Source organism: Streptomyces sp. NPDC048383, from assembly GCF_040651775.1.
Taxonomy (GTDB): domain Bacteria; phylum Actinomycetota; class Actinomycetes; order Streptomycetales; family Streptomycetaceae; genus Streptomyces.
Genome location: NZ_JBEZKS010000008.1, coordinates 155099 through 175603, shown reverse-complemented (window position 1 = coordinate 175603; position 20505 = coordinate 155099). Strand labels below are relative to the sequence as shown.

Sequence of the window (20505 nt, the reverse complement as noted above, 5' to 3'; positions counted from 1 at the left end):
GCGACTACCCGGCGGTGTGGGTCAGCGACGGCGCCTCCGCCTCGCTGGATTCCTGCCGGGTCCACGACGTGCCGGCCGCGCCGCGCGAGTCGGGCGAGGTGCTGGGGCAGCTCGACGCGTTGGTCGGGCTGGACAGCGTCAAGCGGGAGGTCCGCGCCCTCACCGACATGATCGAGGTCGGGCGCAGACGGCAGCGGGCGGGCCTGAAGGCGGCCTCGGTCCGTCGACACCTGGTCTTCACGGGCTCCCCGGGCACCGGCAAGACCACCGTCGCCCGGCTGTACGGGGAGATCCTCGCCTCCCTGGGCGTGCTGGAGCGGGGCCACCTCGTGGAGGTGTCGCGGGTGGACCTGGTCGGCGAGCACATCGGATCGACGGCGATCCGCACCCAGGAGGCCTTCGACCGGGCGCGCGGCGGGGTGCTGTTCATCGACGAGGCGTACGCACTGGCCCCGGAGGATTCGGGGCGGGACTTCGGCCGTGAGGCGATCGACACCCTCGTGAAGCTGATGGAGGACCACCGGGACGCCGTGGTGGTGATCGTCGCCGGATACACCGCCGAGATGGACCGGTTCCTGACCGTCAACCCCGGTGTCGCCTCCCGGTTCTCCCGCACCATCACCTTCGGCGACTACGGGCCCGAGGAGCTGCTGCGGATCGTCGAACAGCAGGCGGAGGAGCACGAGTACCGGCTCGGCGAGGGCACCACGAAGGCGTTGCTCACCTACTTCACGGAGTTGCCCAAGGGGCCGGCCTTCGGCAACGGCCGGACCGCGCGCCAGACCTTCGAGTCGATGGTGGAGCGGCACGCGGGGCGGGTCGCGCAGCTGGCCGAGCCCAGCACCGACGACCTCACCCTGCTGTTCCCGGAGGACCTCCCGACCCTGGCCGCGCCCTGCTGAACCGCGCGCCGTGCGGGCGGACTTCCGGGGGGGTGCGGTCGGACGCCCCGGTTTCGCCGTACCGGTGCACCGGTACGGACATCCGGCGGGCCGCCGGTTAGGGTGACGCGCGGCAGGCACCGTCCGGAGCGTGCCGACCGGACTTCGTCGCGTCGCGCTGTAGGGGGTAGTAACGCCATGGCCCGTCGACTCCGCCCCGTGGGGCTGGACTTCACCGAGACCGCCCCGGTACGCCTGGTCTTCGTCGCACGGGCCGCCGCCCCGCCCGAGGCCGTGTACCGGGCGCTGGCGCAGGAGGTGACCGGCTGGCCGCAGTGGTTCGGGGCGGTCACGCTGGCCCGACCGACGCGCGACGGCGCGGGTCGGGAGATCGGGCTGGTCGGCGGGATCCGCTTCCAGGAGACGGTGATGGCGGCGGACCCGGACCGGCGCTACGCCTACCGGGTCGACGAGACCAACGCACCGGTCGTCAGCGCCCTGCTGGAGGAATGGCACCTCACCGCCGTCGACCCCGGTCCCCCCAACGCCACCGCCTCCGGCGCCGGTGCCGGTGCGGCCGGCGGGACGCTGGTCCGCTGGACCTTCGCCGCCGACGGCCCGGCGCCCTTCCGCCTGGCCCTGTCCGCCGCCCGACCCGGCCTCGGCCACTCCTTCCGCAGGGCGGTCCGCGCCCTGGACGCCCGCCTCACGTCCGCATCCCGCTGACGGCCTCGCGGCCATCGGGTTCGGGCGGCCGGTCGACGGCTTTGCGGGGCCACCGGGGTCAGGCGGCCGGTTCCCGCCATTCCCCGGTGTCCAGCAGGGTGTCGATGGTCTTCGCGTACGGGCTGATGTCCATGCCCTGCATCGCCAGCCAGTCGTCCGAGTAGTACTTGTCGAGGTAGCGGTCGCCCGGGTCGCACAGCAGGGTCACGACGCTGCCGGTGCGGCCCTCGGCCACCATCTCCGAGATGATCTTCAGCGCGCTCCAGAGGCCGGTACCCGTCGAGCCGCCCGCCTTGCGCCCTATGGCCTGTTCCAGGGCCCGGCACGCGGCGACGCTCGCGGCGTCCGGAACGCGCATCATGCGGTCGATGGCGCCGGGTACGAAGCTCGGCTCCATGCGCGGCCGGCCGATGCCCTCGATGCGCGAGCCGCAGTCGCTGGTGGCGTGCGGGTCGTTGGTGGTCCAGCCGTCGAAGAAGCAGGAGTTCTCCGGGTCGGGGACGCAGATGCGGGTGTCGTGCTGCATGTAGTGCACGTAGCGCGCGATGGTCGCGGAGGTACCGCCGGTGCCGGCCGTCGCCACGATCCAGGTCGGCTCCGGGTAGCGCTCCAGGCGCAGTTGTTGGTACATCGACTCGGCGATGTTGTTGTTGCCGCGCCAGTCCGTCGCGCGCTCGGCGTAGGTGAACTGGTCCATGTAGTGGCCGCCGGTGCGGGCCGCGAGTTCGGCCGATTCCTCGTACATCTTCATCGAGTCGTCGACGAAGTGGCATTCCCCGCCGTGGAATTCGATGAGCCGACACTTCTCCGGGCTGGTCGTGCGCGGCATGACGGCGATGAACGGGACGCCGATCAGCTTCGCGAAGTACGCCTCGGAGACGGCCGTCGAGCCGCTGGAGGCCTCGATGACCGGGCGGCCGGGGCGGATCCAGCCGTTGCACAGGGCGTAGAGGAAGAGCGAGCGGGCGAGGCGGTGCTTCAAGGAGCCCGTCGGGTGCGTGGACTCGTCCTTGAGGTAGAGATCGATGCCCCAGGCCTCGGGGAGCGGGAAGAGCAGCAGGTGCGTGTCCGCGGAGCGGTTCGCGTCGGCCTGGACCTTGCGGACGGCCTCCTTGAGCCAGGCCCGGTAGTCCGCGTCGCTGCGGTCGACGTCGACGGTCGTCCGCACGGGCGTCGCCCCGGTGGTACCGGTGGTACTCATGCGCCTTGCTCCTTTGTCCGTTCCGTGGCCCCCGCTTTCGAAATGTACCCCCCTCACCTGCACAAATGGTTACTTTGGGTTTCCATACCGATCGCTTTCGGTCGCATTCAGTTGCAGAGCGCGGCACGGTAGGTGACGCTGGTGGTGTTTCACCGAGGCACCGATGGACCGCCACACCGAGGTACCGAGGGCGCAGCACCCGTAACTCACATGTCGGGGAGTCGCAGCCGTGATCAGTCATTCCCGCAGGCACTGCGTCGTCGAACTGCAGGCCCTGCCCGCCCGGATCGGTCAGGTCCGCCGCATCGTTTCCGCTCAACTGCGCCATTGGCAGCTCGATCCGCTCATAGACCGGGCCGCGCTCGGTGTGACGGAGCTGCTCAGCAACGTCCACCGGCACGCGCAGCCCGACCATACGTGCTCCGTCGAGATCGAGTTCCGGCTCGGCCGGCTCACCGTCGCCGTCTACGACAGCGATCCGCGGCTGCCCGTGCTGCGGGCGGCCGGATCGTCGGAGACCTGCGGTCGGGGGCTCGCGCTCGTCGCGGCCGTCAGCGAGGCCTGGGGGGCGCGGCAGCGGCCGGACGGCCCCGGCAAGATGGTCTGGTTCTCGCTGCGGGCCGCCCCCGAGCCGGTGGGTCGGCGGGCGACGGTCGTCATCGGCACCGAGAGCGTACGAGAACTCACCCGGCCGGTGTTCGTCGCCGTCGACGCGCAGGCCCTCACGAGCGGCCTGTCGGCAGCGGTCCCGGCCGGTACCGGGCCCGGCTGACCCCCGCGGCCGCGCCCACCGGATCCGTACCGCCCCGAACGGCGGCGCCCCGTCGGCGGGGGTCGCGGGGGCGGGCGTCGCGGAGGCGGAGGTCGCGGGGGCGGGCTGCCGGCCGGGATCAGGCCGCGGCGCCCAGAGTGCCCAGCGGGTCGTCCAGCACCGGTTGCCAGGCCAGCTCCGCCGCCCCGACCAGGCTGTTGTGGTCGAGGGTGCACGGCAGGATCGGCACGCCACCGCTGCGCCCCCACAGGCTGCGGTCCGCGACCACCGCGCGCAGCCGCTCCGGGTCGGCGTGAAGCAGCTCCCGGTGCAGGCCGCCCAGGATGATCCGGTCCGGGTTCAGGATGTTGACCAGGCCCGCGAGTCCCAGCCCGAGCCGGTCGATCAGTTCCTCGGAGGCCGCCCGGACCATCGGGTCGGCGTACTCGCCGCGGAGCAGGTCGCGGGCCTGCTGGAGCAGGGACACCTCAGGGCCCGGCGTGCGGCCGGCCGTGGTGAGGAAGGCCAGCGGGTCGGCCTCCACGTCCAGACAGCCCCGGCTGCCGCAGTGGCAGGCCCGCCCCTCCGGGTTCACCGTCAGGTGGCCGACCTCCAGGGCCAGGCCGGCGCTACCGCTGTGCAGTCGGCCGTCGAGGACCAGCGCCCCGCCCACGCCCCGGTGCCCGGTGGCGACGCACAGCAGGTGCTGGGCGCTGCGGCCCGCGCCGTGTCGGTGCTCGGCGAGCGCGGCGAGGTTGACGTCGTTGCCGGTCAGGGCCGGTCCGTCGATCCCTGCCGCCTTCACGCACCGGGCGAAGATGGCCCGTACGGGAGAACCCGCCGGCCAGGCCAGGTGCAGCGGGTTGAGCGCGGTGCCGTCGGGTTCGGCGACCGCCGAGGGCACCGCGAGGCCCGCGCCGATGCAGCGGCGCCCGGATGCGGCGAGCAGTGCGGCGCCCGCCTCGACGACCGCGCCGAGGACCTGCGCCGGGTCGGCGGAGACGGTGACCTTGCCGGGGGCGGTGGCCACGATCCGACCGCCGAGTCCCACCAGCGCGGCCCGGAACCCGTCCGGGTGGACCTGCGCGGCCAGCGCCACGGGGCCGTTCTCGTCGACCGCGAGCCGGTGCGAGGGCCGGCCCTGCCCGCCGCCGGCGCCGCCGGGGCGCGAGTCGACCCGGATCAGGCCGAGGGCTTCGAGTTCGGCGGCGACCGCGCCGGCGGTGGCCCGCGTGACCCCGAGTTCGGCCGTCAGGACGGCCCGGGTCGGGGCGCGACCGGTGTGGACGAGTTCCAAGGCCGGGCCGAGGGCGCCGCGGCCCCGCTCCAGCTTGGTCCTCGTGGACGCCGTGGCGGCCGTGGTGGTCGTGGAGGTTTCGGACGCCGTGGACACCGTGGTCCCGTCCCCCACCCGCGGCGGGGCCCCGTTGCCGTTCATGACATGGATCCTCGCATGATCGGGAGGTACCGGACGCCCGTCTACGGTCCCAGGCCGCCGACCCGCAGTGTGATGTTCAGCCGCCCGTCGAGCCCGAGGTCCGGCGGCGCGGTGCCGGGCAGGACCTTCGGCACCCCGTGGTAGGCCCGTCGGCTCGGGCCGCCGAAGACGAACAGGTCCCCGCTGCGCAGCGGAACGTCCCGGAACGGACGTCCGCGCGAGGCGGTGGTGCCGAAGCGGAAGAGGCAGGAATCACCCAGGCTGAGGGAGACGACCGGGGCGGGCGACCGTTCCTCGGCGTCGCGGTGCATGCCCATCCGGGAGTCACCGGCGTAGAAGTTGATCAGGGCGATGTCGTACTCCTCCGCCTGCTCGGGGGGCGTTCCGTACGCGTCGGACACCGCGCGCCGTCCGAGTGCGGCCAGCCATCGGGGCATCGGCTTCACCGGCGCCCCGTCCCCGTCGACGGCGGTGGGCGCGTAGCCGTACGGGTACCAGTGCAGCCCCAGGCACACCTGTCGGGCGCTCATCGTCCCGCCGCCGGGGGTGTGCACGGTCCGTAGGCCCGCGGGCGGCCGGGCCCACTCCCGGCAGGCGGCGAGCAGTTCCCGCTGGCCCCGCGGGTCGAGCCAGTCCGGCAGGTGGACGGCGCCCGGGGCGATCTCGGCGCGCTCGCGCGGGAAGAGTTCTGCGTCCATGTACCCCATGGTGCGGCCTGCCGGCAGACTCCGGGGCATGAAGATCAGCGAGTACGTGGACACGCTGGCCCTGGAGGGCGAGCTCCTCGCCGGGGCGGCCGAGCAAGCGGGTACGGACGCACCGGTGCCCACCTGTCCGCCGTGGCGGGTGACCGATCTGCTGCGGCACGTGGGGGCGGTGCACCGCTGGGCGACCGGGTACGTGGCCGACGCCCAGGTGGAGCCGCGGCCCTTCCCGGAGGCACCCGAACGGTCCGGGCCCGAGCTCCTCGACTGGTTCCGCGCGGGGCACGGGGCGTTGGTGGACACCCTGACCCGGGCTCCGGACGACGTCCTGTGCTGGACGTTCCTGCCGACGGCGCCGCCGTCACCGCTGGCGTTCTGGGCGCGCCGGCAGGCGCACGAGACGACCGTGCACCGCTTCGACGCGCAGGCCGCGCAGGGAATCGCCTGCTCCCCGGTGATGCCGGAGTTCGCGGAGGACGGCGTCGACGAACTGCTGACCGGCTTCCATGCCCGACCGCGCAGCCGGGTGCGTACGGAGGAGCCGCGGGTGCTGCGGGTCCGGGCGATCGACACCGGCGCGGCGTGGACGGTCCACCTGTCGCGGGAGCCGGCCCGCACGGTGCGCGGCGACACCGCGGACCGGGTGGACTGCGAGGTGAGCGGCGAGGCGGCGTGGTTGTACGCGGCCCTGTGGAACCGGCACCCGCTGACGGGCCCCGGGGTGACGGGTGACGTGTCGCTGGCCCGGCTGTGGAGCGACACGGCGGGCATCTGAGCCTCCGGTTCGGGCGGCCGGGTGCGGGCGCGCGCTCGTACCCGGGTCCGAGCGCGTGCCCGCCCGCAGGTTCGGCGGAGACACTCTTGAGGAGCTCTTGTCACCCGCGGTGCCCGCTGTGAGACTGCGCGTATGGGGCAACGGACACAGGCGGAACGGGACGCGGTCACCATCGAGATCGGCTACGCCTTCGTCAGCGCGTGCTTCGTCGCCGCCCTGGTCTTCGGGCTGGTCTACGGCGCGGCACCGGTTTTGGACCTGTCCCCCGCCGCGCACCGGACGGCGGCGGTGACGGCCGGCGCGCTGGCCTCGGTGGCGTTCCTGGCGCGCGTCACCCACGTGCTGTGGCGCTTCGGCCACCGCCGGCGGCAGGACGTACGGGATGCGTCCGAAACCTGAGCCCCGGCCCGGCCGGGGCCGCTCAGCCCACGCCGGCCGCGTATGCGGTCTGGCTGCGGTAGCGCCAAGCGGGTCCGGTGTTCCAGGGGTTGGGCATGACGGTGTCCGTCGCGTAGGCGTAGCCGGCGCCCCGTTCGAAGGCCGTGCGCAGGGTGTCCCGCATGGTCGCCTCGTCCGGGACGTCGTGGACGAGGTGCCAGAACGCGGTGCCGCTCGGGTCGTACTCGGATCCGCCCCGGTAGCCGGTGCGGGCGTTGAACACGTTGCCGCCGGGCCAGCCGTCGGCCGTGTACTCCGCGTAGGTGTCCTCGTAGGTCACGTACGTGTCGGCGGTGCGGTGGCCGGGCTCCAGGTAGCAGTCGGCGATGGCCGTGCCCGGATTGTTGACGACCAGGTCCGGGGCGTTCGGGTCGACGGCGTGCATCGCCTCCTGGACGTAGCGGCGCAGTTCGGCGTAGTAGTCGCGGGTGGCGTTGCCCGGGCCGCAGTCGCGGCTGACGACGTCGAAGAAGATCCCGTCGACGTGGAGCCGGCCGTCGCCGCCGTCGGCCGGTCTGAGGTAGTTGTCGACGGAGGCCTTCGCGGCGGCGATGTCCCGGCTGCCGTGGTCGGTGTGGACGTACCCGAGGACCCTCGTGCGCTCGCCGGTGGCGGTGACCCCCGTGCGCAAGGCGTCGGCGCGGGCCCGCCAGGGCGCGTCGAAGGGGGAATCGCCGTTGCCGGGGTTGAGGACGACGACGGAGGCGGCCGGCCCGGTCGTGGTGAGGTCGGTCAGCATACGGTCGTCGGACCAGACGTAGGCGGGGACGGCGATGTCCAGGCCCCGCACCCCGGGCGGTCGGGGCGTGGGGGTGACCGTCGGGGCGGGCGGCGGGATCGGGCTCGCCGGCGGGGAGGACGCCGGACCCGAGGGCGGCGCGGTTCCCGCCGGGCGCCGGGCGTGGGATCCGTCGGCTGCGGCCTTCACGACGGCCGCCGCCACGGCGAGCAGGACCGCCAACAGGACGGCGTACAGGGCCTGCGCGGCTCGGGCGGGGGCCATCACTGTTTCCTCCGGCTACAGGGGTACGACCCGAGGAACACTAGGCGTGCGGCAAGTCGATGAAAGCCGAACCACCCACTTTGGTGTGAGGAACAGAAAAGCTATCTGTCACTCCATCATGTGAATTACCGTCAGATTCCGGCCAGGGCGGTCCGGTTCACGGCCCGACAGCCCGGTTCGCGGCCCGGGTGGCTCGGTCCCACGGTGCGGCAGTCCGGTTCGCGGCCCGGGTGGCTCGGTTCACGGCGCGGGCGGTCCGGGCTACAGCGCGTGGTTCGGTCCCACGGCGCGGGAGGTCCGGGCTACAGCGCGCGGCCCCCTTCGCGCCGCGGGGAATCCCCTTCGGGCCGCGGGCGTCCGCCTCACGCCGCCGGCAGTCCGACGCCGTGGGCGAGTTGCCCGGTGGCGTGCGCGAAGAAGGCGGCCCGTTCCTCGACGACGCGCTCGTACTGACCGAACAGCTCGAAGGAGACCAGTCCGACGAGCTGCGCCCAGGCGGCGACCAGGGCGGCCGTCACCTCGGGCGGCAGGCCCTCGGCGAAGTCCGAGGTCATCCGGCCGGCTTCGCGGCGCAGGCCGGCGGGCAGCGGCGGCAGGGCGAGCCCCTGGCCCGCGTACGCGGAACGGAGGATCCCGATGAGGGAGTTGGCGACGCGGGAGGCGGGGCCGATGGTGTCCTGCGGGGCGCTGTAGCCGGGGACCGGGGAGCCGTACACGAGGGCGTACTCGTGCGGGTGCGCGAGCGCCCAGGCGCGGACCGCCTCGCAGACGGCGATCCAGCGGGCGCGGGGCGGGGCTCCGGCGGCGAGGGCGGTCCGGTCGGCGTCCTCGGCGGCGGCGCCCAGACTGTCGTAGGCGTCGATGATCAGCGCGGTGAGGAGGTCGTCGCGGCTGGGGAAGTAGCGGTAGAGCGCGGAGGAGACCATGCCGAGTTCGCGGGCGACGGCGCGCAGCGAGAGTTTGGCGGCGCCCTCGGCCGCGAGACTGCGGCGCGCCTCGTCCTTGATGGCGGCGGTGACCTCGACGCGGGCCCGTTCCCGGGCTCCTCGAACGGTACTCATGCGGTTCAGTGTGCCATGCGACCGGAGCAGTGCCCACAAAACAGAGCACCGCACCTTTTCAAGAGCAGTGCTCTTGCTTTGGTGCACCGCTCCGGCGCAGACTGGTGGCGAGCGAGAGCACCGCTCTCTCCAACTCCGCCGGAGGCCATCGTGAACGCGCCCGCCCCCTACTACGCCCAAGGCAGCCCGTTCGCCATCCGCGTCAACGCCCTCTTCGGAAAGCTCGCCCGACTCGGCATCAGCCTCGCCGGCACGGCCGAACTCTCGGTCCGCGGCCGCACCTCGGGCAAGATGCAGCGCATCCCGGTCAACCCGCACCGCTACGAGGGCTCCCAGTACCTGGTCTCCGCCCGGGGCCACTCCCAGTGGGTCCGCAACATGCGCGTCGCGGGCGGCGGGGAACTCCGCGTCGGCCGCAAGGTGCGCCCGTTCACGGTCACGGAGCTCACGGACCCCGCGGAGAAGGCGGCGGTACTGCGCGCGTACCTGGAGAAGTGGGGCTGGGAGGTCAACCGGTTCTTCCAGGGCGTCACCGCCAAGTCCTCGGACGCCACCCTCCAGGCCGCCGCCGCCGACCACCCGGTCTTCCGCATCACCGTCACGAGGTGACGAACCGCCCGCCCCGCCCTCCCTTCCAGCGGTCGTCACAACACCCCAGCTCAGGGATGCGATGGGGGTCGAAGCTCGGAAGAACCGCAGGCCGCGGGGGCGAAAGAGGCTCCGTGCTGAGCGGGAGGAATATTTCCGGCTCGTGCAACAGGGCTACGGCAGCGCAGATGCGGCCAAGCATGTAGGTGTCCACGTGCGGACCGCTCGTGGGTGGCGTAACGGCCGCCTGCTCAATGGCGGCAGGGTCGAGCCGCCCGTTCGTTCGCAGCGGGCGGCCGTCCCCGTTTCGTCCGGCCGCTACCTCGGTGCAGATGAGCGCATCCACATCGCTGACCGGCTGCGGGAGAAGATGTCCATCCGCACGATTGCCGCAGAGCTTGGCCGCAGCCCGTCGACCATCAGCCGAGAGATACGCCGCAACGGCACTCTCTGGCGCGGCACCGAGTGGGCCTACCGGCCCTACGTCGCCCAGGCCCGTCCCGATGCCCGCCGACCTCGCCCCAAGGCCGGGAACATCGGCCGGGGTCCGCAGCCGCGTGACTACATTCAAGAGCGTCTGGAACGGCGCTGGAGGGAACGGATGGCCCACCAGCTCCGCCGGGACTTCCCCGACCCGCCGGAGATGTGCGTGACGCACGAGACGATCTACCAGGCCCTCCACATCCAAGGCCGTGGAGAACTCCACCCCGAACTCACCAAGGCCTGCGGAGCGGGCGGGCCCGTCGGCGCCCCCACCGCCAGGCGAACAAGCGGCAACCCCGGTTCACCGCCCCCTGGTGATGATTGGCGACCGGCCCGCTGAAGCGGCTGACCGCGCGCCATACCTGGCCACTGGGAAGGCGACTGCATCGTCGGCGCCGGCCGCCGCTCCGCCATCGGCACACTCGTCGAGCGCACGACCCGCGTGACCAGGCTGGTGCACCTGCCCAACGGGCACCGGGCAGAGCACTTCCACCAGGAGTTCACCGCCACCATCAGCCGGCTTCCGCCCCATCTGCGACGGTCACTGACCTGGAACCAGGTCAACGCGATGGCAGGCCATCAGCTCTTCTCCGCCGCCGCGAACATGCCGGTCCACTTCTGCAAGCCGGGCAGTCCCTGGCAGCGCGGCTCGAACGAGAATACGAACGGCCTTCTCCGGCAGTACTTTGCCAAGGGAACCGGCCTGTTCCGGCATACCCGCGAGCACCTGGACGCGGTGGCTGCCGAACTCAACAACCGCGCACGTAAAACGCCCGGCTGGGAAACTCCGGCCGAGCGCCCGCAAAATCTGATGGGTACGGGATTCCTGACGACACAGGGGCCCTCCGCGCGGCGCCTTTGGCCCCAGGCCAAGCCGAGGCCGACCTCCTAGTGGCGGTGCCAGACCAGCGTGTAGCGCCAAAACAGTCGTCGGTGCAGCCGTGCACCGGGTAGCGCCTGGTGGGCGTCGCGAACGATGTCTGCAAAGGTCATGGTTGCCGGTCGGGTCGGGGCGGTCATTGAGGATGGTCGCGGCGCCTTGCGGCCCTTGTTCTTGATCCAGGCCATGGCCACGTTCGCCGGAATGGCCACGGCGTCGATCAGGTAATCGCTCCGAGACTGCGGGCGATACACGCCGACGACGACCAGCGTTCCGCCGGGCGCCAGCTCCCGCCGGAAGCAGGTGAGGGCGTCGCTGAACGGCATGTGGTGGATGCTGGCGACACAGGTGATGACGTCGTAGGGACCAGGCGGCACCTCCTTCAAGGCGTCTCCGACAGTGAAGGTCACCGGGGCGGCGGGTTGCGTGAGCTCCCGCGCGCGATCGACGATCGTGGGATCGACGTCGATACCGTGCACCGCTCCGGCCCGTGAGCACAGGAGTCTGGCGAGGTCACCGCTCCCTGATCCGACGTCCAAAGCCCCATTGAAACGGCTGGCGAGCCGGCGCAGGATCCACCGGTGGTAATGGGCGTTGTGGTCCCAGGGATGGGCGGCATGGAACTGCTCAAGTGCTCGAAGGATGCGCGGCATCAAAGTCGTCATGGCGTGAGTCCATCAGCCCCTCGGCCGCCTGCGAAACCACAACCGAGATGAACGTGAGGTGGCCGGGGCGCCCGGCCTGGAACGACCGACAGCCGCTCGGCCGGGTGGCCCGGCGGAGCGGCTGCTCGCCATCACACAACGGCGATCACGTGTTGCGACGATCCTTGCAATCCGCCCGCCCCGCCCGGGCGGGACGGGGCGGGGCATCGGCGGCCGGTGCGTCAGGTGCGGTTGCTTCGGGCCTGGCGGGCGTCCACGAGGTGCAGGGCCCTGCGGGCCAAGGGGTACGTACGCACCATGTCGGCCAGCGTCATCGAACCACGGGTGATGCGGGCGAAGGCGAGCCACGCGGGCCGCAGCCCCGTGATCGCCGCGTGGAGGAAACCCGGTCGGGTCTCGAACACGTTCAGCATGCGCTTGCCGACGCCCATCTCGACACCGAGGCCGGCCTTGATCGCGAAGGCGTAGTTCAGCGCCTGGCGCCGCGCGTCCACCGCGTCCTGGGCCTCGGAGATCTTGACGGCCCACTCCCCCGCGAGCCGGCCCGAGCGCAGGGCGAACGAGATGCCCTCCCGGGTCCACGGCTCCAGCAGTCCGGCGGCGTCTCCCGCGACGAGCACCCGACCCCGCGACAGCGGGGAGTCGGGCTTGCGGCAGCGCGTCAGGTGCCCCGAGGAAATGGTCGGCTCGAAGCCCGCCAGGCCCAGCCGGGCGATGAAGTCGTCCAGGTAGCGCTTGGTGGCGGCGCCCTCGCCCTTAGCCGAGATCACGCCCACGGTGAGGGTGTCGCCCTTGGGGAAGACCCAGCCGTAACTGCCGGGCAGCGGGCCCCAGTCGATGAGCACCCGCCCCTTCCAGTCCTCGGCCACCGTCTCCGGAACCGGGATCTCCGCCTCCAGGCCGAGGTCGACCTGGTCCATCTCCACCCCGACGTGCGCGCCGATCCGGCTCGCGCTGCCGTCGGCGCCGACCACGGCGCGGGCCAGCACGGTCTCGCCGTCGGCCAGCACCACGGCGACGGTGCGCCGGTCGGGAACCGCCGCGCCGTGCTGCTCGACCCGGGTCACGGCCGTACCCGTACGGAGGGTCGCGCCGGCCTTCTCGGCCTCCGCGACCAGGGCGGCGTCGAACTCGGGCCGGTTGATGAGTCCGAAGAGCATCCTCTTCGAGCGGCGGGTCCGCGTCAGCTTCCCGTTCATCGAGAAGGTGACCGCGTGGATCCGGTCCTTGAACGGCAGTACGAAGCCCGGCGGCAGGGCGTCGCGCGAGGGGCCGATGATGCCGCCGCCGCAGGTCTTGTACCGGGGGAGTTCGGCCTTCTCCAGCAGGAGGACGCTGCGACCGGCGGTCGCCGCGGCGTACGCCGCCGAGGCCCCGGCGGGGCCGGCGCCGACCACGATGACGTCCCAGACCTCGCCCGTCCCGGCCGCCGCGGCAGCGGGCTCCCGCACCGCCACCGCCTCGGACGCGCCGTCGGACGCGGTGTCGGACGCGGTGTCCGCGTAGACTCCCGCCTCGACGCCCGGCTCCACGCCCTCCTCCGCCCGCTCGGCGCCCCGACCCGCGTCGGCGGCCTTCGCCGCCGCGCCCGCCGCGTTCGCCCCGCCCGTCACGCCCTCCGCCCGCCCGCCGGTCGGCTCGTCCGCCGACCCGCCTGTCGGCTCGTGCGTCGTTCCTTCGCCCGCCCCCTGAGCGGCGGCCTGCCCTGCGCTTGCGCCGTGTACGTCGTCGTCGCTGCTCACGATGTGCTGCTGCTCCTGATCACGCTGTTGCTCGGATGCCGTGGAAATCCTACGGCGCGAGTCCGCCCGGCCCTTTGTGCGAGGATCGGAACTGTCTTTCGCCTTGCGTTCGCCGTACCCCGGCACTTGTCCAACGTCGCACCCACGAGGAGCGTGCCCATGTCCCAGAATCCGATCGCCGAGACCATCGCCTCGCTGATGCCCCGCGCCAAGACGGAGCTCACGGAGTTGGTGGCCTTCCAGTCGGTGGCGGACTGGGCGCAGTTCCCCCGGAGCGAGAGCGAGGCCGCCGCGAACTGGGTGGCCGACGCCCTGCGCGTCGAGGGCTTCCAGGACGTGGCCCTCCTCGACACCCCCGACGGCACCCAGTCGGTGTACGGGTACCTGCCCGGCCCCGAGGGCGCCCCGACCGTCCTGCTCTACGCGCACTACGACGTGCAGCCGCCGCTGGACGAGGCGGCCTGGGTCTCCCCCGCCTTCGAGCTCACCGAGCGCGACGGCCGCTGGTACGGGCGCGGCGCCGCGGACTGCAAGGGCGGGTTCATCATGCACCTGCTCGCGCTGCGGGCGCTGAAGGCGAACGGCGGGGTGCCGGTCGGCGTCAAGGTCATCGTCGAGGGTTCCGAGGAGCAGGGCACCGGCGGCCTCCAGCAGTACGCCGAGGCGAACCCGGAGCTGCTGGCCGCCGACACGATCGTGATCGGTGACGCGGGCAACTTCCGTACGGGCCTGCCGACGGTGACCGCCACCCTGCGCGGGATGACCCTCCTCAAGGTCAGGATCGACACCCTGGGCGGCAACCTGCACTCCGGGATGTTCGGCGGCGTCGCCCCCGACGCCCTGGCCGCACTCATCCAGACGCTGGCCTCGCTGCGCGCGGCGGACGGTTCGACGACCGTGGACGGGCTCGCCTCCGACGCGGTGTGGGAGGGCCTGCAGTACCCGGAGGCCGACTTCCGTTCCGACGCGAAGGTGCTGGACGGGGTCGAGCTGATCGGCGAGGGCACGATCGCGGACCGCCTGTGGGCCCGCCCGGCCGTCACCGTGCTCGGCATCGACTGCCCGCCGGTGATCGGCGCGACCCCCTCGGTGCACGCGAGCGCGGGCGCCCTGATCAGCCTGCGCGTGCCGCCGGGTGTGGACACCACCGAGGCCATCAAGCTGCTGGAGGCGCACCTGGTGGCGCACACGCCGTGGAGCGCCCGCCTGGAGATCGAGGTCGTCGGCCAGGGGCAGCCCTTCCAGGCCGACCCGAGCAGCCCGGCGTACGCGTCGATGGCGGCGGCCATGCGGGTGGCGTACCCCGGCCAGGAGATGCAGATCAGCGGCATGGGCGGGTCCATCCCGCTGTGCAACACGCTGACCTCCCTGTACCCGCGGGCGGAGATGCTCCTGATCGGCCTGAGCGAGCCGGAGGCGCAGATCCACGCCGTGAACGAGAGCGTCTCGCCGGAGGAGTTGGAACGCCTCTCGGTGGCGGAGGCACTGTTCCTGGTGAACTACGCCGAGTCGAAGCGCGGCTGAGCACCGGGGCGCGGGCGGGGCGTCGGGGCCGTGAGGCCGCCCGCCGACCCCGACTCCAGTACGCCCGGAGCGCAGTGCGCTGCGGGCGTACTGCGCTGCGGGCGAATTCGCGTGCCGGACGCGGCGTCCGGTCCTTACGTTCGACGCATGGATCTCGTAGAAGTGCTCCCGGCCCGGCTCCACATGCTCCGCTTCCCGATCGGCCAGGCCTACCTCTGGCAGGACGGTGAAGCCCTCACCCTGATCGACGCCGGTCACGTCGATTCGGCCTCCGCGCTCGAGGGGGCGATACGGGCCCTGGGCCTGCGGCCCGAGGGTCTGGAGCGGATCGTGCTGACCCACTGTCACCGGGACCACGTCGGCGCGGCCGGTGAACTCGCCGCCCGCTGGGGGGCTGAGGTACTGGCGCACCGGCTGGACGCCCCCGTGGTCCGCGGCGAGCAGCCGGTCCCGGAACCGGTCCTGCTGGACTGGGAGTTGCCGCTGTACGCGCACGGACTGACCGTTCCCGAGGCCCCGCCGACCCCGGTGGACCGGGAGTTGGAGGACGGCGAGGTCCTGCCCTTCGGCGGCGGGGCGGTCGTCGTCCACTCCCCCGGCCACACGCCGGGCAGCATCGGCGTCCACCTGCCCGAGTACGGGGTGCTGTTCACGGGTGATTGCGTCGCGGGGGTGGGCCAGGTGATGCTCGGCGTCTTCAACGTCGACCGGGAGCAGGCCGTCTCCTCGTTCCGGCGGTTGGCCGCGCTGGACCCGGCCGTGGCCTGCTTCGGTCACGGCGACCCCTGGCTGACGGACACGGCGGCGACGCTGCGGAGCGCCGCCGAAGCCGTGCCCGTCGCGGGCTGAAAGCCGGCGGGACACCTCTCACGGCGTCGGGCGGCCCGCCTCCAGGTACAGGGGGCGGGCGCCTTCGCGGGCCCGCAGCGCCCACCGCAGCCGCTCGTAGCGCTGCGGCGGCAGCAGCCCGGCGGCCTCCGCCTCGGTGACGAAGCGCCAGGCCCGCAGTTCGGGGCCGGGCAGGCGCAACGCCTTGATCTGCGGCGGGGTCAGCGCTCCGCCGTCGAACAGCAGCCGCATTCCCCCGTACGCCGGCCGCTGCGGCGGTTCCCAGTCGACGATTAGCAGGGGCGGGACTTCGTGGAGTTCCAGGCCGAGTTCCTCGGCGACCTCCCGGACGCCCGCGCGGCCGGGCGCCTCGCCGGCTTCGACGACTCCGCCGGGGAACTCCCAGCCCGGCTTGTACGTCGGGTCGACCAGGAGGACCCGGTCCTGGTCGTCGAAGAGCAGGACCCCGGCCGCCACGGTCTCGCGCGTCGGCTCCGGCGTCTGCACGATGTCGCAGAGACCGGCCCTGTCCGTCCGCACGGCCTCGGCGATCCGCTCGGCCGTCTCCCGTACGGTCAGCCGCCCGTTGTCGATGACGTGGGCGTCGGCCGTCAGCCAGCCCAGCGCTTCCTGGTAGGCGGGGATGTGGTCGTACGCCCACTGCCGGACCCGGACGTCCACCACCTCGGGGTCGCCCGGTTCCCGACGGGTCGCGATGCGCTCGCGCAGGATCGTTTCCTCTGGGGCGAGCAGGATGTGCCGTACCGGAATGCGCCGGGCCGCCAGGGCCCCGAAGATCTCGTCGCGGTAGTCCTGCCGGAGCAGGGTCATCGGCACCACCAGCACGCCCCCGAGCTCCGCGAGCATCGCGGCGGCCGTGTCGACGACCAGCCGCCGCCAACTGGGTAGGTCCTGGTAATCGGTCACCTCCGCGAGGCGTTCGCGCGGCAGCAGCAGCCGCAGCGCGTCACCGATGAGCTCCGGGTCGAACAGGGCGCTGTCCGGCAGCAGTCCGGCCAGTTCGCGGGCCGTGCTGGTCTTCCCGGCACTGAACGTGCCGTTGATCCAGACAATCACGTCTACCCCTCTCCCGATGGCTCGCCTCCGTAGCCCCCAGTGGCTTGCCCGCCCCACCCTGCCATGGAAACCCGCTCGTCGCCGGAGTGCTTATCCTCAAGGTCAGAGCCCTGTCAGACCGCCCCGCAACCGGAGGTTCCCCCACCGTGCCCCACACCCGTCAACCGTCCGACCTCCGCTACGGCAACCGGCCGACCATGAAGGACGTGGCGGCCCGGGCGGGCGTGGGCCTGAAGACGGTCTCACGGGTCGTCAACGGTGAGCCCGGGGTGACGCCCGACACCGAGAGGCGGGTCCAGGAGGCCATCGAGGCGCTGGGCTTTCGCCGCAACGACAGTGCGCGCGTGCTCCGCAAGGGCCGTACGGCGACCGTGGGTCTGGTTCTCGAAGACCTCGCGGACCCGTTCTACGGCCCCCTCAACCGGGCAGTCGAAGAGGTGGCCCGCACGCACGGCGCGCTGCTCATCAACGGTTCCAGTGCCGAGGACCCGGACCGGGAACGGGAGTTGGCGCTCGCGTTGTGCGCCCGCCGGGTCGACGGCCTGATCGTGATCCCGGCCGGGGACGACCACCGGTACCTGGAGCCGGAGATCCGGGCGGGCGTCGCGACCGTGTTCGTGGACCGGCCGGCCGGCCGGATCGACGCCGACGTCGTGCTGTCGGACAGCTTCGGCGGCGCCCGCGACGGCGTGGCCCACCTGATCGCGGGCGGGCACCGCCGGATCGGCTTCATCGGCGACCACCCCCGCATCCACACGGCCACGGAGCGGTTGCGCGGCTACCACGAGGCCATGGACCGGGCCGGTCTGCCGGTGCCGGCGTCCTGGGTCTCCCTGGGTTCCACCTCCCCGGAGCGGGTGTCGGCGGCGGCCGGGGCGATGCTGAGCGGCCCCGACGCGGTGACCGCCCTGTTCGCCGGGAACAACCGGGTGACCGTCACCCTGGTACGGGTCCTCGCGGCGCGGCCCGGCAAGGTGGCGCTGGTCGGCTTCGACGACTTCGAGCTGGCCGACCTGCTGGATCCCGGCGTCACGGTCGTCGCCCAGGACGCCGCCGCTCTGGGCCGGGTGGCGACGGACCGGCTGTTCCAGCGGCTTGCCGGCGCGGGCCTGGCGCCGGCCCGCATCGAGCTGCCGACCCGCCTGATCCCCCGCGGCTCGGGCGAGCTGCCCCCCGCGACCGGCTGACGCCCGGCACGCGCGGGTACGGCCCGCTCGGGGATCGCCGAGCGGGCCGTACGTCGTCGCGGGTGCGGATCAGGCGGTCGCCGTGAGCGTCGCCGATCGGCGCGGGATGGCGAAGGCGTCCAGTTCGGCGCGGGTCAGGCCGGTCAGGGCCGTGACCTCCTCGGCGCCGACGGCGCCGCAGTCGAGACCGCGGACGAGGTAGCCGGCCAGGGCCTTGGCGGTGGCGGGCTCGTCCATGACGTCGCCCTCGATCTTGGCGACGTACGCCTTCAGGCGGGCCGCGGCGGTCTCCAGGCCCTCCCGGTAGAAGGTGAACACGGCCGCGTAGCGGGTCGGCAGGTGCGCCGGGTGCATGTCCCAGCCCTGGTAGTAGGCGCGGGCCAGGGCGCGGCGGGTGAGGCCGTAGTGCAGCTTCCAGGCCTCGTGGACGTGCTCGGTGGTGCCGATGGGCAGGACGTTCGTCGAGCCGTCCGAGACGCGTACGCCGGTACCGGCGGCCGCGACCTGCATGATCGCCTTGGCGTGGTCGGCGGCCGGGTGGTCGCTGGACTGGTACGCGGCGGAGACGCCGACGCAGGCGCTGTAGTCGAAGGTGCCGTAGTGCAGGCCGGTGGCGCGGCCCTTGGCGGCCTCGATCATCCGGGCGACGGTGGCGGTGCCGTCGGAGGCGACGATCGACTGGCTGGTCTCGATCTGGATCTCGAAGCCGATCCGGCCCGGGCGCAGGCCGCGGGTGATCTCGAAGGCCTCCAGCAGCTTGACGAAGGCGCTGACCTGCTCGGCGTAGGTGACCTTGGGCAGGGTCAGGACGAGGCCCTCGGGCAGGCCGCCGTGCGCGAGCAGCCCGGACAGGAAGATGTCCGTGGTGCGGATGCCGCGGTCGCGGACGTTGGACTCCATGCACTTCATGCGGACGCCCATGTACGGGGCGTTCGTGCCGTTGGCGAAGGCTTCGGAGACGAGGCGGGCGGCGCGGGCCGCGGCCTGGTCCTCCTCCTCGTCGGAGCGGACGCCGAAGCCGTCCTCGAAGTCGACGCGGAGGTCCTCGATGGGCTCGCTCGCCAGCTTGGCGCGGACGCGGTCGTAGACCGGTACGGCCAGCTCGTCGGAGATGCCGAGCACCTTGGCGAAGGTCGCGGCGTCCGGGGCGTGCTCGTCGAGGGCGGCGAGGGCCTGGTCGCCCCAGGAGCGGATGGTGTCGGCGGCGAAGACGTCACCGGGTACGTAGACGGTGTGGATGGGCTGACGGGTGCCGGGGTCGCCCGGGTAGTGCCGCGCGAGTTCCGCGTCCACCGGCGCGAGGGAAGCGCTGATGCCCTCGCTGACCGCGCCTGCGAGGCTCGTCGCCACCTTCTCCTGCTGACCCATCGTGCACTCTCCTCTTTTCCGCTTCACGGAATCTTAGATCCGCATAGCAGAATTTAATCACGGGGTTCCGCTCCGTCAATGGTCCCTCCGCCCGGAGCGGGAAACGACTCGGGGCCGTGCGGTGACAAACACCACACGGCCCCGGAGACGACTTGCCCCGCAGGTCAGCCCTTACGGGCCTGGATCTGCTCGGTCAGCTGGGGGACGACCGCGAAGAGGTCGCCGACGACGCCGTAGTCGACGAGGTCGAAGATCGGGGCCTCGGCGTCCTTGTTGATGGCGACGATGGTCTTCGAGGTCTGCATGCCCGCGCGGTGCTGGATCGCGCCGGAGATTCCGGAGGCGATGTACAGCTGCGGCGAGACCGACTTGCCGGTCTGGCCGACCTGGTTGGTGTGCGGGTACCAGCCCGCGTCCACGGCGGCGCGCGAGGCACCGACGGCCGCACCGAGGGAGTCCGCGAGGGCCTCGATGATGCCGAAGTTCTCGGCGCCGTTGACGCCGCGACCGCCGGAGACGACGATCGCGGCCTCGGTCAGCTCGGGGCGACCGGTGGACTCGCGCGGGGTGCGCGAGGTGATCTTGGTGCCGGTGGCCAGGGCGCCGAAGGTGACGGCGAGCGCCTCGACGGCGCCGGCGGCCGGGGCGGCCTCGACCGGGGCCGAGTTCGGCTTCACGGTGATGACCGGGGTGCCCTTGGACACGCGGGACTTGGTGGTGAACGACGCGGCGAAGGCGGCCTGCGTCGCGACCGGACCCTCGTCACCGGCCTCAAGGTCGACGGCGTCGGTGATGATGCCGGAGCCGATGCGCACGGCGAGGCGCGCGGCGATCTCCTTGCCCTCGGCGGAGGACGGGATGAGCACGGCGGCCAGGGAGCCCGCGGCGGACACCGACTCGTAGGCGGCCTGCAGCGCGTCCACCTTCGGCACCACGAGGTACTCGGTGAACTCGGGGGCGTCGGCGGTGAGGACCTTGACGGCGCCGTGCTCGGCGAGCACCGCGGCGGTGTCGGCGGCGCCGGCACCCAGCGCGACGGCGACGGGCTCGCCGATGCGGCGGGCCAGCGTCAGCAGCTCGAGGGTGGGCTTGCGGACGGCACCGTCCGCGTGGTCGACGAAGACGAGAACTTCAGCCATGGGACTGCTCTCCTGCGATTGCGAAGTGTCTGGGGGCTAAGAGGGG

Annotated in this window: 19 protein-coding genes and 1 pseudogene; 10 read left to right on the top strand and 10 right to left on the bottom strand. The window is 72.6% G+C overall.

The features are described 5' to 3' along the window. Both AB0D46_RS08870 and AB0D46_RS08865 read left to right on the top strand, forming a co-directional pair. On the top strand, positions 1-902 hold a 902-nt coding region (locus AB0D46_RS08870), incomplete at its 5' end, for an AAA family ATPase (protein ID WP_362876597.1). 177 nt (positions 903-1079) lie between these two features. Beyond that, on the top strand, positions 1080-1607 hold the full coding sequence (locus AB0D46_RS08865; protein WP_362876596.1) for an SRPBCC family protein: 528 nt from the start codon (positions 1080-1082) through the stop codon (positions 1605-1607). Positions 1608-1665: 58 nt separating this feature from the next. On the opposite strand, the gene AB0D46_RS08860 is transcribed toward AB0D46_RS08865, so the two are convergent. Continuing rightward, positions 1666-2808 carry a PLP-dependent cysteine synthase family protein gene (locus tag AB0D46_RS08860; protein ID WP_362876595.1) on the bottom strand — a complete coding sequence of 381 codons (1143 nt, stop codon included), beginning with the start codon at positions 2806-2808 and terminating at the stop codon, positions 1666-1668. Positions 2809-3037: 229 nt separating this feature from the next. Here AB0D46_RS08860 and AB0D46_RS08855 point away from each other — a divergent pair, with 229 nt between their 5' ends. Then, the gene (locus tag AB0D46_RS08855) at positions 3038-3580 is read left to right on the top strand and encodes an ATP-binding protein (RefSeq protein WP_362876594.1); all 543 of its coding nucleotides are present in this window, start codon (positions 3038-3040) and stop codon (positions 3578-3580) included. Positions 3581-3698: 118 nt separating this feature from the next. Here the strand turns inward: AB0D46_RS08855 and AB0D46_RS08850 are convergent, their stop codons facing one another. Both AB0D46_RS08850 and AB0D46_RS08845 read right to left on the bottom strand, forming a co-directional pair. Continuing rightward, a complete protein-coding gene (locus AB0D46_RS08850) occupies positions 3699-4997 on the bottom strand; it encodes an ROK family protein (RefSeq protein WP_362876593.1) in 1299 nt (432 codons plus the stop codon). 41 nt (positions 4998-5038) lie between these two features. Continuing rightward, a complete protein-coding gene (locus tag AB0D46_RS08845) occupies positions 5039-5695 on the bottom strand; it encodes an alpha-ketoglutarate-dependent dioxygenase AlkB (protein WP_362876592.1) in 657 nt (218 codons plus the stop codon). 37 nt (positions 5696-5732) lie between these two features. Here AB0D46_RS08845 and AB0D46_RS08840 point away from each other — a divergent pair, with 37 nt between their 5' ends. Both AB0D46_RS08840 and AB0D46_RS08835 read left to right on the top strand, forming a co-directional pair. Continuing rightward, complete coding sequence (locus tag AB0D46_RS08840; RefSeq protein WP_362876591.1) at positions 5733-6476, top strand: maleylpyruvate isomerase family mycothiol-dependent enzyme; 744 nt, start codon at positions 5733-5735, stop codon at positions 6474-6476. Positions 6477-6608: 132 nt separating this feature from the next. Beyond that, a complete protein-coding gene (locus AB0D46_RS08835) occupies positions 6609-6875 on the top strand; it encodes a DUF6332 family protein (protein ID WP_362876590.1) in 267 nt (88 codons plus the stop codon). A 22-nt stretch (positions 6876-6897) separates the two neighbouring features. Here the strand turns inward: AB0D46_RS08835 and AB0D46_RS08830 are convergent, their stop codons facing one another. Both AB0D46_RS08830 and AB0D46_RS08825 read right to left on the bottom strand, forming a co-directional pair. After that, positions 6898-7917, bottom strand: coding sequence for a spherulation-specific family 4 protein (locus AB0D46_RS08830; protein ID WP_362876589.1), 1020 nt, complete (start codon positions 7915-7917; stop codon positions 6898-6900). A gap of 362 nt (positions 7918-8279) precedes the next feature. After that, positions 8280-8978 (bottom strand): TetR/AcrR family transcriptional regulator, encoded by a 699-nt coding sequence (locus tag AB0D46_RS08825; RefSeq protein WP_362876588.1) that lies wholly within the window; start codon positions 8976-8978, stop codon positions 8280-8282. Positions 8979-9128: 150 nt separating this feature from the next. On the opposite strand from AB0D46_RS08825, the gene AB0D46_RS08820 reads away from it, so the two are divergent. Continuing rightward, positions 9129-9587, top strand: a complete 459-nt coding sequence (locus tag AB0D46_RS08820; RefSeq protein WP_362876587.1) for a nitroreductase/quinone reductase family protein — start codon at positions 9129-9131, stop codon at positions 9585-9587. Positions 9588-9648: 61 nt separating this feature from the next. Next, positions 9649-10941: pseudogene (locus AB0D46_RS08815) on the top strand (IS30 family transposase). Here the strand turns inward: AB0D46_RS08815 and AB0D46_RS08810 are convergent. Both AB0D46_RS08810 and AB0D46_RS08805 read right to left on the bottom strand, forming a co-directional pair. Then, positions 10938-11594 carry a class I SAM-dependent methyltransferase gene (locus AB0D46_RS08810; protein WP_362876586.1) on the bottom strand — a complete coding sequence of 219 codons (657 nt, stop codon included), beginning with the start codon at positions 11592-11594 and terminating at the stop codon, positions 10938-10940. The pseudogene AB0D46_RS08815 and the gene AB0D46_RS08810 sit on opposite strands and share 4 nt — an antisense overlap. Before the next feature lie 221 nt (positions 11595-11815). Beyond that, positions 11816-13051 (bottom strand): geranylgeranyl reductase family protein, encoded by a 1236-nt coding sequence (locus tag AB0D46_RS08805; protein ID WP_362876609.1) that lies wholly within the window; start codon positions 13049-13051, stop codon positions 11816-11818. Positions 13052-13495: 444 nt separating this feature from the next. Between AB0D46_RS08805 and AB0D46_RS08800 the strand changes: the two genes are divergently transcribed. Both AB0D46_RS08800 and AB0D46_RS08795 read left to right on the top strand, forming a co-directional pair. After that, complete coding sequence (locus AB0D46_RS08800) at positions 13496-14860, top strand: dipeptidase (RefSeq protein ID WP_362876585.1); 1365 nt, start codon at positions 13496-13498, stop codon at positions 14858-14860. 147 nt (positions 14861-15007) lie between these two features. Then, on the top strand, positions 15008-15709 hold the full coding sequence (locus tag AB0D46_RS08795; RefSeq protein WP_362876584.1) for an MBL fold metallo-hydrolase: 702 nt from the start codon (positions 15008-15010) through the stop codon (positions 15707-15709). Positions 15710-15727: 18 nt separating this feature from the next. Here the strand turns inward: AB0D46_RS08795 and AB0D46_RS08790 are convergent, their stop codons facing one another. Continuing rightward, positions 15728-16765 carry an NUDIX domain-containing protein gene (locus tag AB0D46_RS08790; RefSeq protein ID WP_362876583.1) on the bottom strand — a complete coding sequence of 346 codons (1038 nt, stop codon included), beginning with the start codon at positions 16763-16765 and terminating at the stop codon, positions 15728-15730. Positions 16766-16962: 197 nt separating this feature from the next. Between AB0D46_RS08790 and AB0D46_RS08785 the strand changes: the two genes are divergently transcribed. Then, a complete protein-coding gene (locus AB0D46_RS08785; protein ID WP_362876608.1) occupies positions 16963-17952 on the top strand; it encodes a LacI family DNA-binding transcriptional regulator in 990 nt (329 codons plus the stop codon). A gap of 69 nt (positions 17953-18021) precedes the next feature. Here the strand turns inward: AB0D46_RS08785 and AB0D46_RS08780 are convergent, their stop codons facing one another. Next, positions 18022-19320 (bottom strand): aldolase, encoded by a 1299-nt coding sequence (locus tag AB0D46_RS08780; RefSeq protein WP_362876582.1) that lies wholly within the window; start codon positions 19318-19320, stop codon positions 18022-18024. 164 nt (positions 19321-19484) lie between these two features. Then, positions 19485-20459, bottom strand: coding sequence for an electron transfer flavoprotein subunit alpha/FixB family protein (locus AB0D46_RS08775; protein WP_362876581.1), 975 nt, complete (start codon positions 20457-20459; stop codon positions 19485-19487). Between the last annotated feature and the right edge of the window lie 46 nt (positions 20460-20505).

Bases quoted from the DNA above. Each gene is read 5' to 3' on its own strand.
- AB0D46_RS08865 (WP_362876596.1), top strand. From the start codon at position 1,080: ATGGCCCGTCGACTCCGCCCCGTGGGGCTGGACTTCACCGAGACCGCC.
- AB0D46_RS08860 (WP_362876595.1), bottom strand. From the start codon at position 2,808: ATGAGTACCACCGGTACCACCGGGGCGACGCCCGTGCGGACGACCGTC.
- AB0D46_RS08850 (WP_362876593.1), bottom strand. From the start codon at position 4,997: ATGAACGGCAACGGGGCCCCGCCGCGGGTGGGGGACGGGACCACGGTG.
- AB0D46_RS08845 (WP_362876592.1), bottom strand. From the start codon at position 5,695: ATGGACGCAGAACTCTTCCCGCGCGAGCGCGCCGAGATCGCCCCGGGC.
- AB0D46_RS08840 (WP_362876591.1), top strand. From the start codon at position 5,733: ATGAAGATCAGCGAGTACGTGGACACGCTGGCCCTGGAGGGCGAGCTC.
- AB0D46_RS08835 (WP_362876590.1), top strand. From the start codon at position 6,609: ATGGGGCAACGGACACAGGCGGAACGGGACGCGGTCACCATCGAGATC.
- AB0D46_RS08830 (WP_362876589.1), bottom strand. From the start codon at position 7,917: ATGGCCCCCGCCCGAGCCGCGCAGGCCCTGTACGCCGTCCTGTTGGCG.
- AB0D46_RS08825 (WP_362876588.1), bottom strand. From the start codon at position 8,978: ATGAGTACCGTTCGAGGAGCCCGGGAACGGGCCCGCGTCGAGGTCACC.
- AB0D46_RS08810 (WP_362876586.1), bottom strand. From the start codon at position 11,594: ATGACGACTTTGATGCCGCGCATCCTTCGAGCACTTGAGCAGTTCCAT.
- AB0D46_RS08800 (WP_362876585.1), top strand. From the start codon at position 13,496: ATGTCCCAGAATCCGATCGCCGAGACCATCGCCTCGCTGATGCCCCGC.
- AB0D46_RS08795 (WP_362876584.1), top strand. From the start codon at position 15,008: ATGGATCTCGTAGAAGTGCTCCCGGCCCGGCTCCACATGCTCCGCTTC.
- AB0D46_RS08785 (WP_362876608.1), top strand. From the start codon at position 16,963: ATGAAGGACGTGGCGGCCCGGGCGGGCGTGGGCCTGAAGACGGTCTCA.
- AB0D46_RS08780 (WP_362876582.1), bottom strand. From the start codon at position 19,320: ATGGGTCAGCAGGAGAAGGTGGCGACGAGCCTCGCAGGCGCGGTCAGC.
- AB0D46_RS08775 (WP_362876581.1), bottom strand. From the start codon at position 20,459: ATGGCTGAAGTTCTCGTCTTCGTCGACCACGCGGACGGTGCCGTCCGC.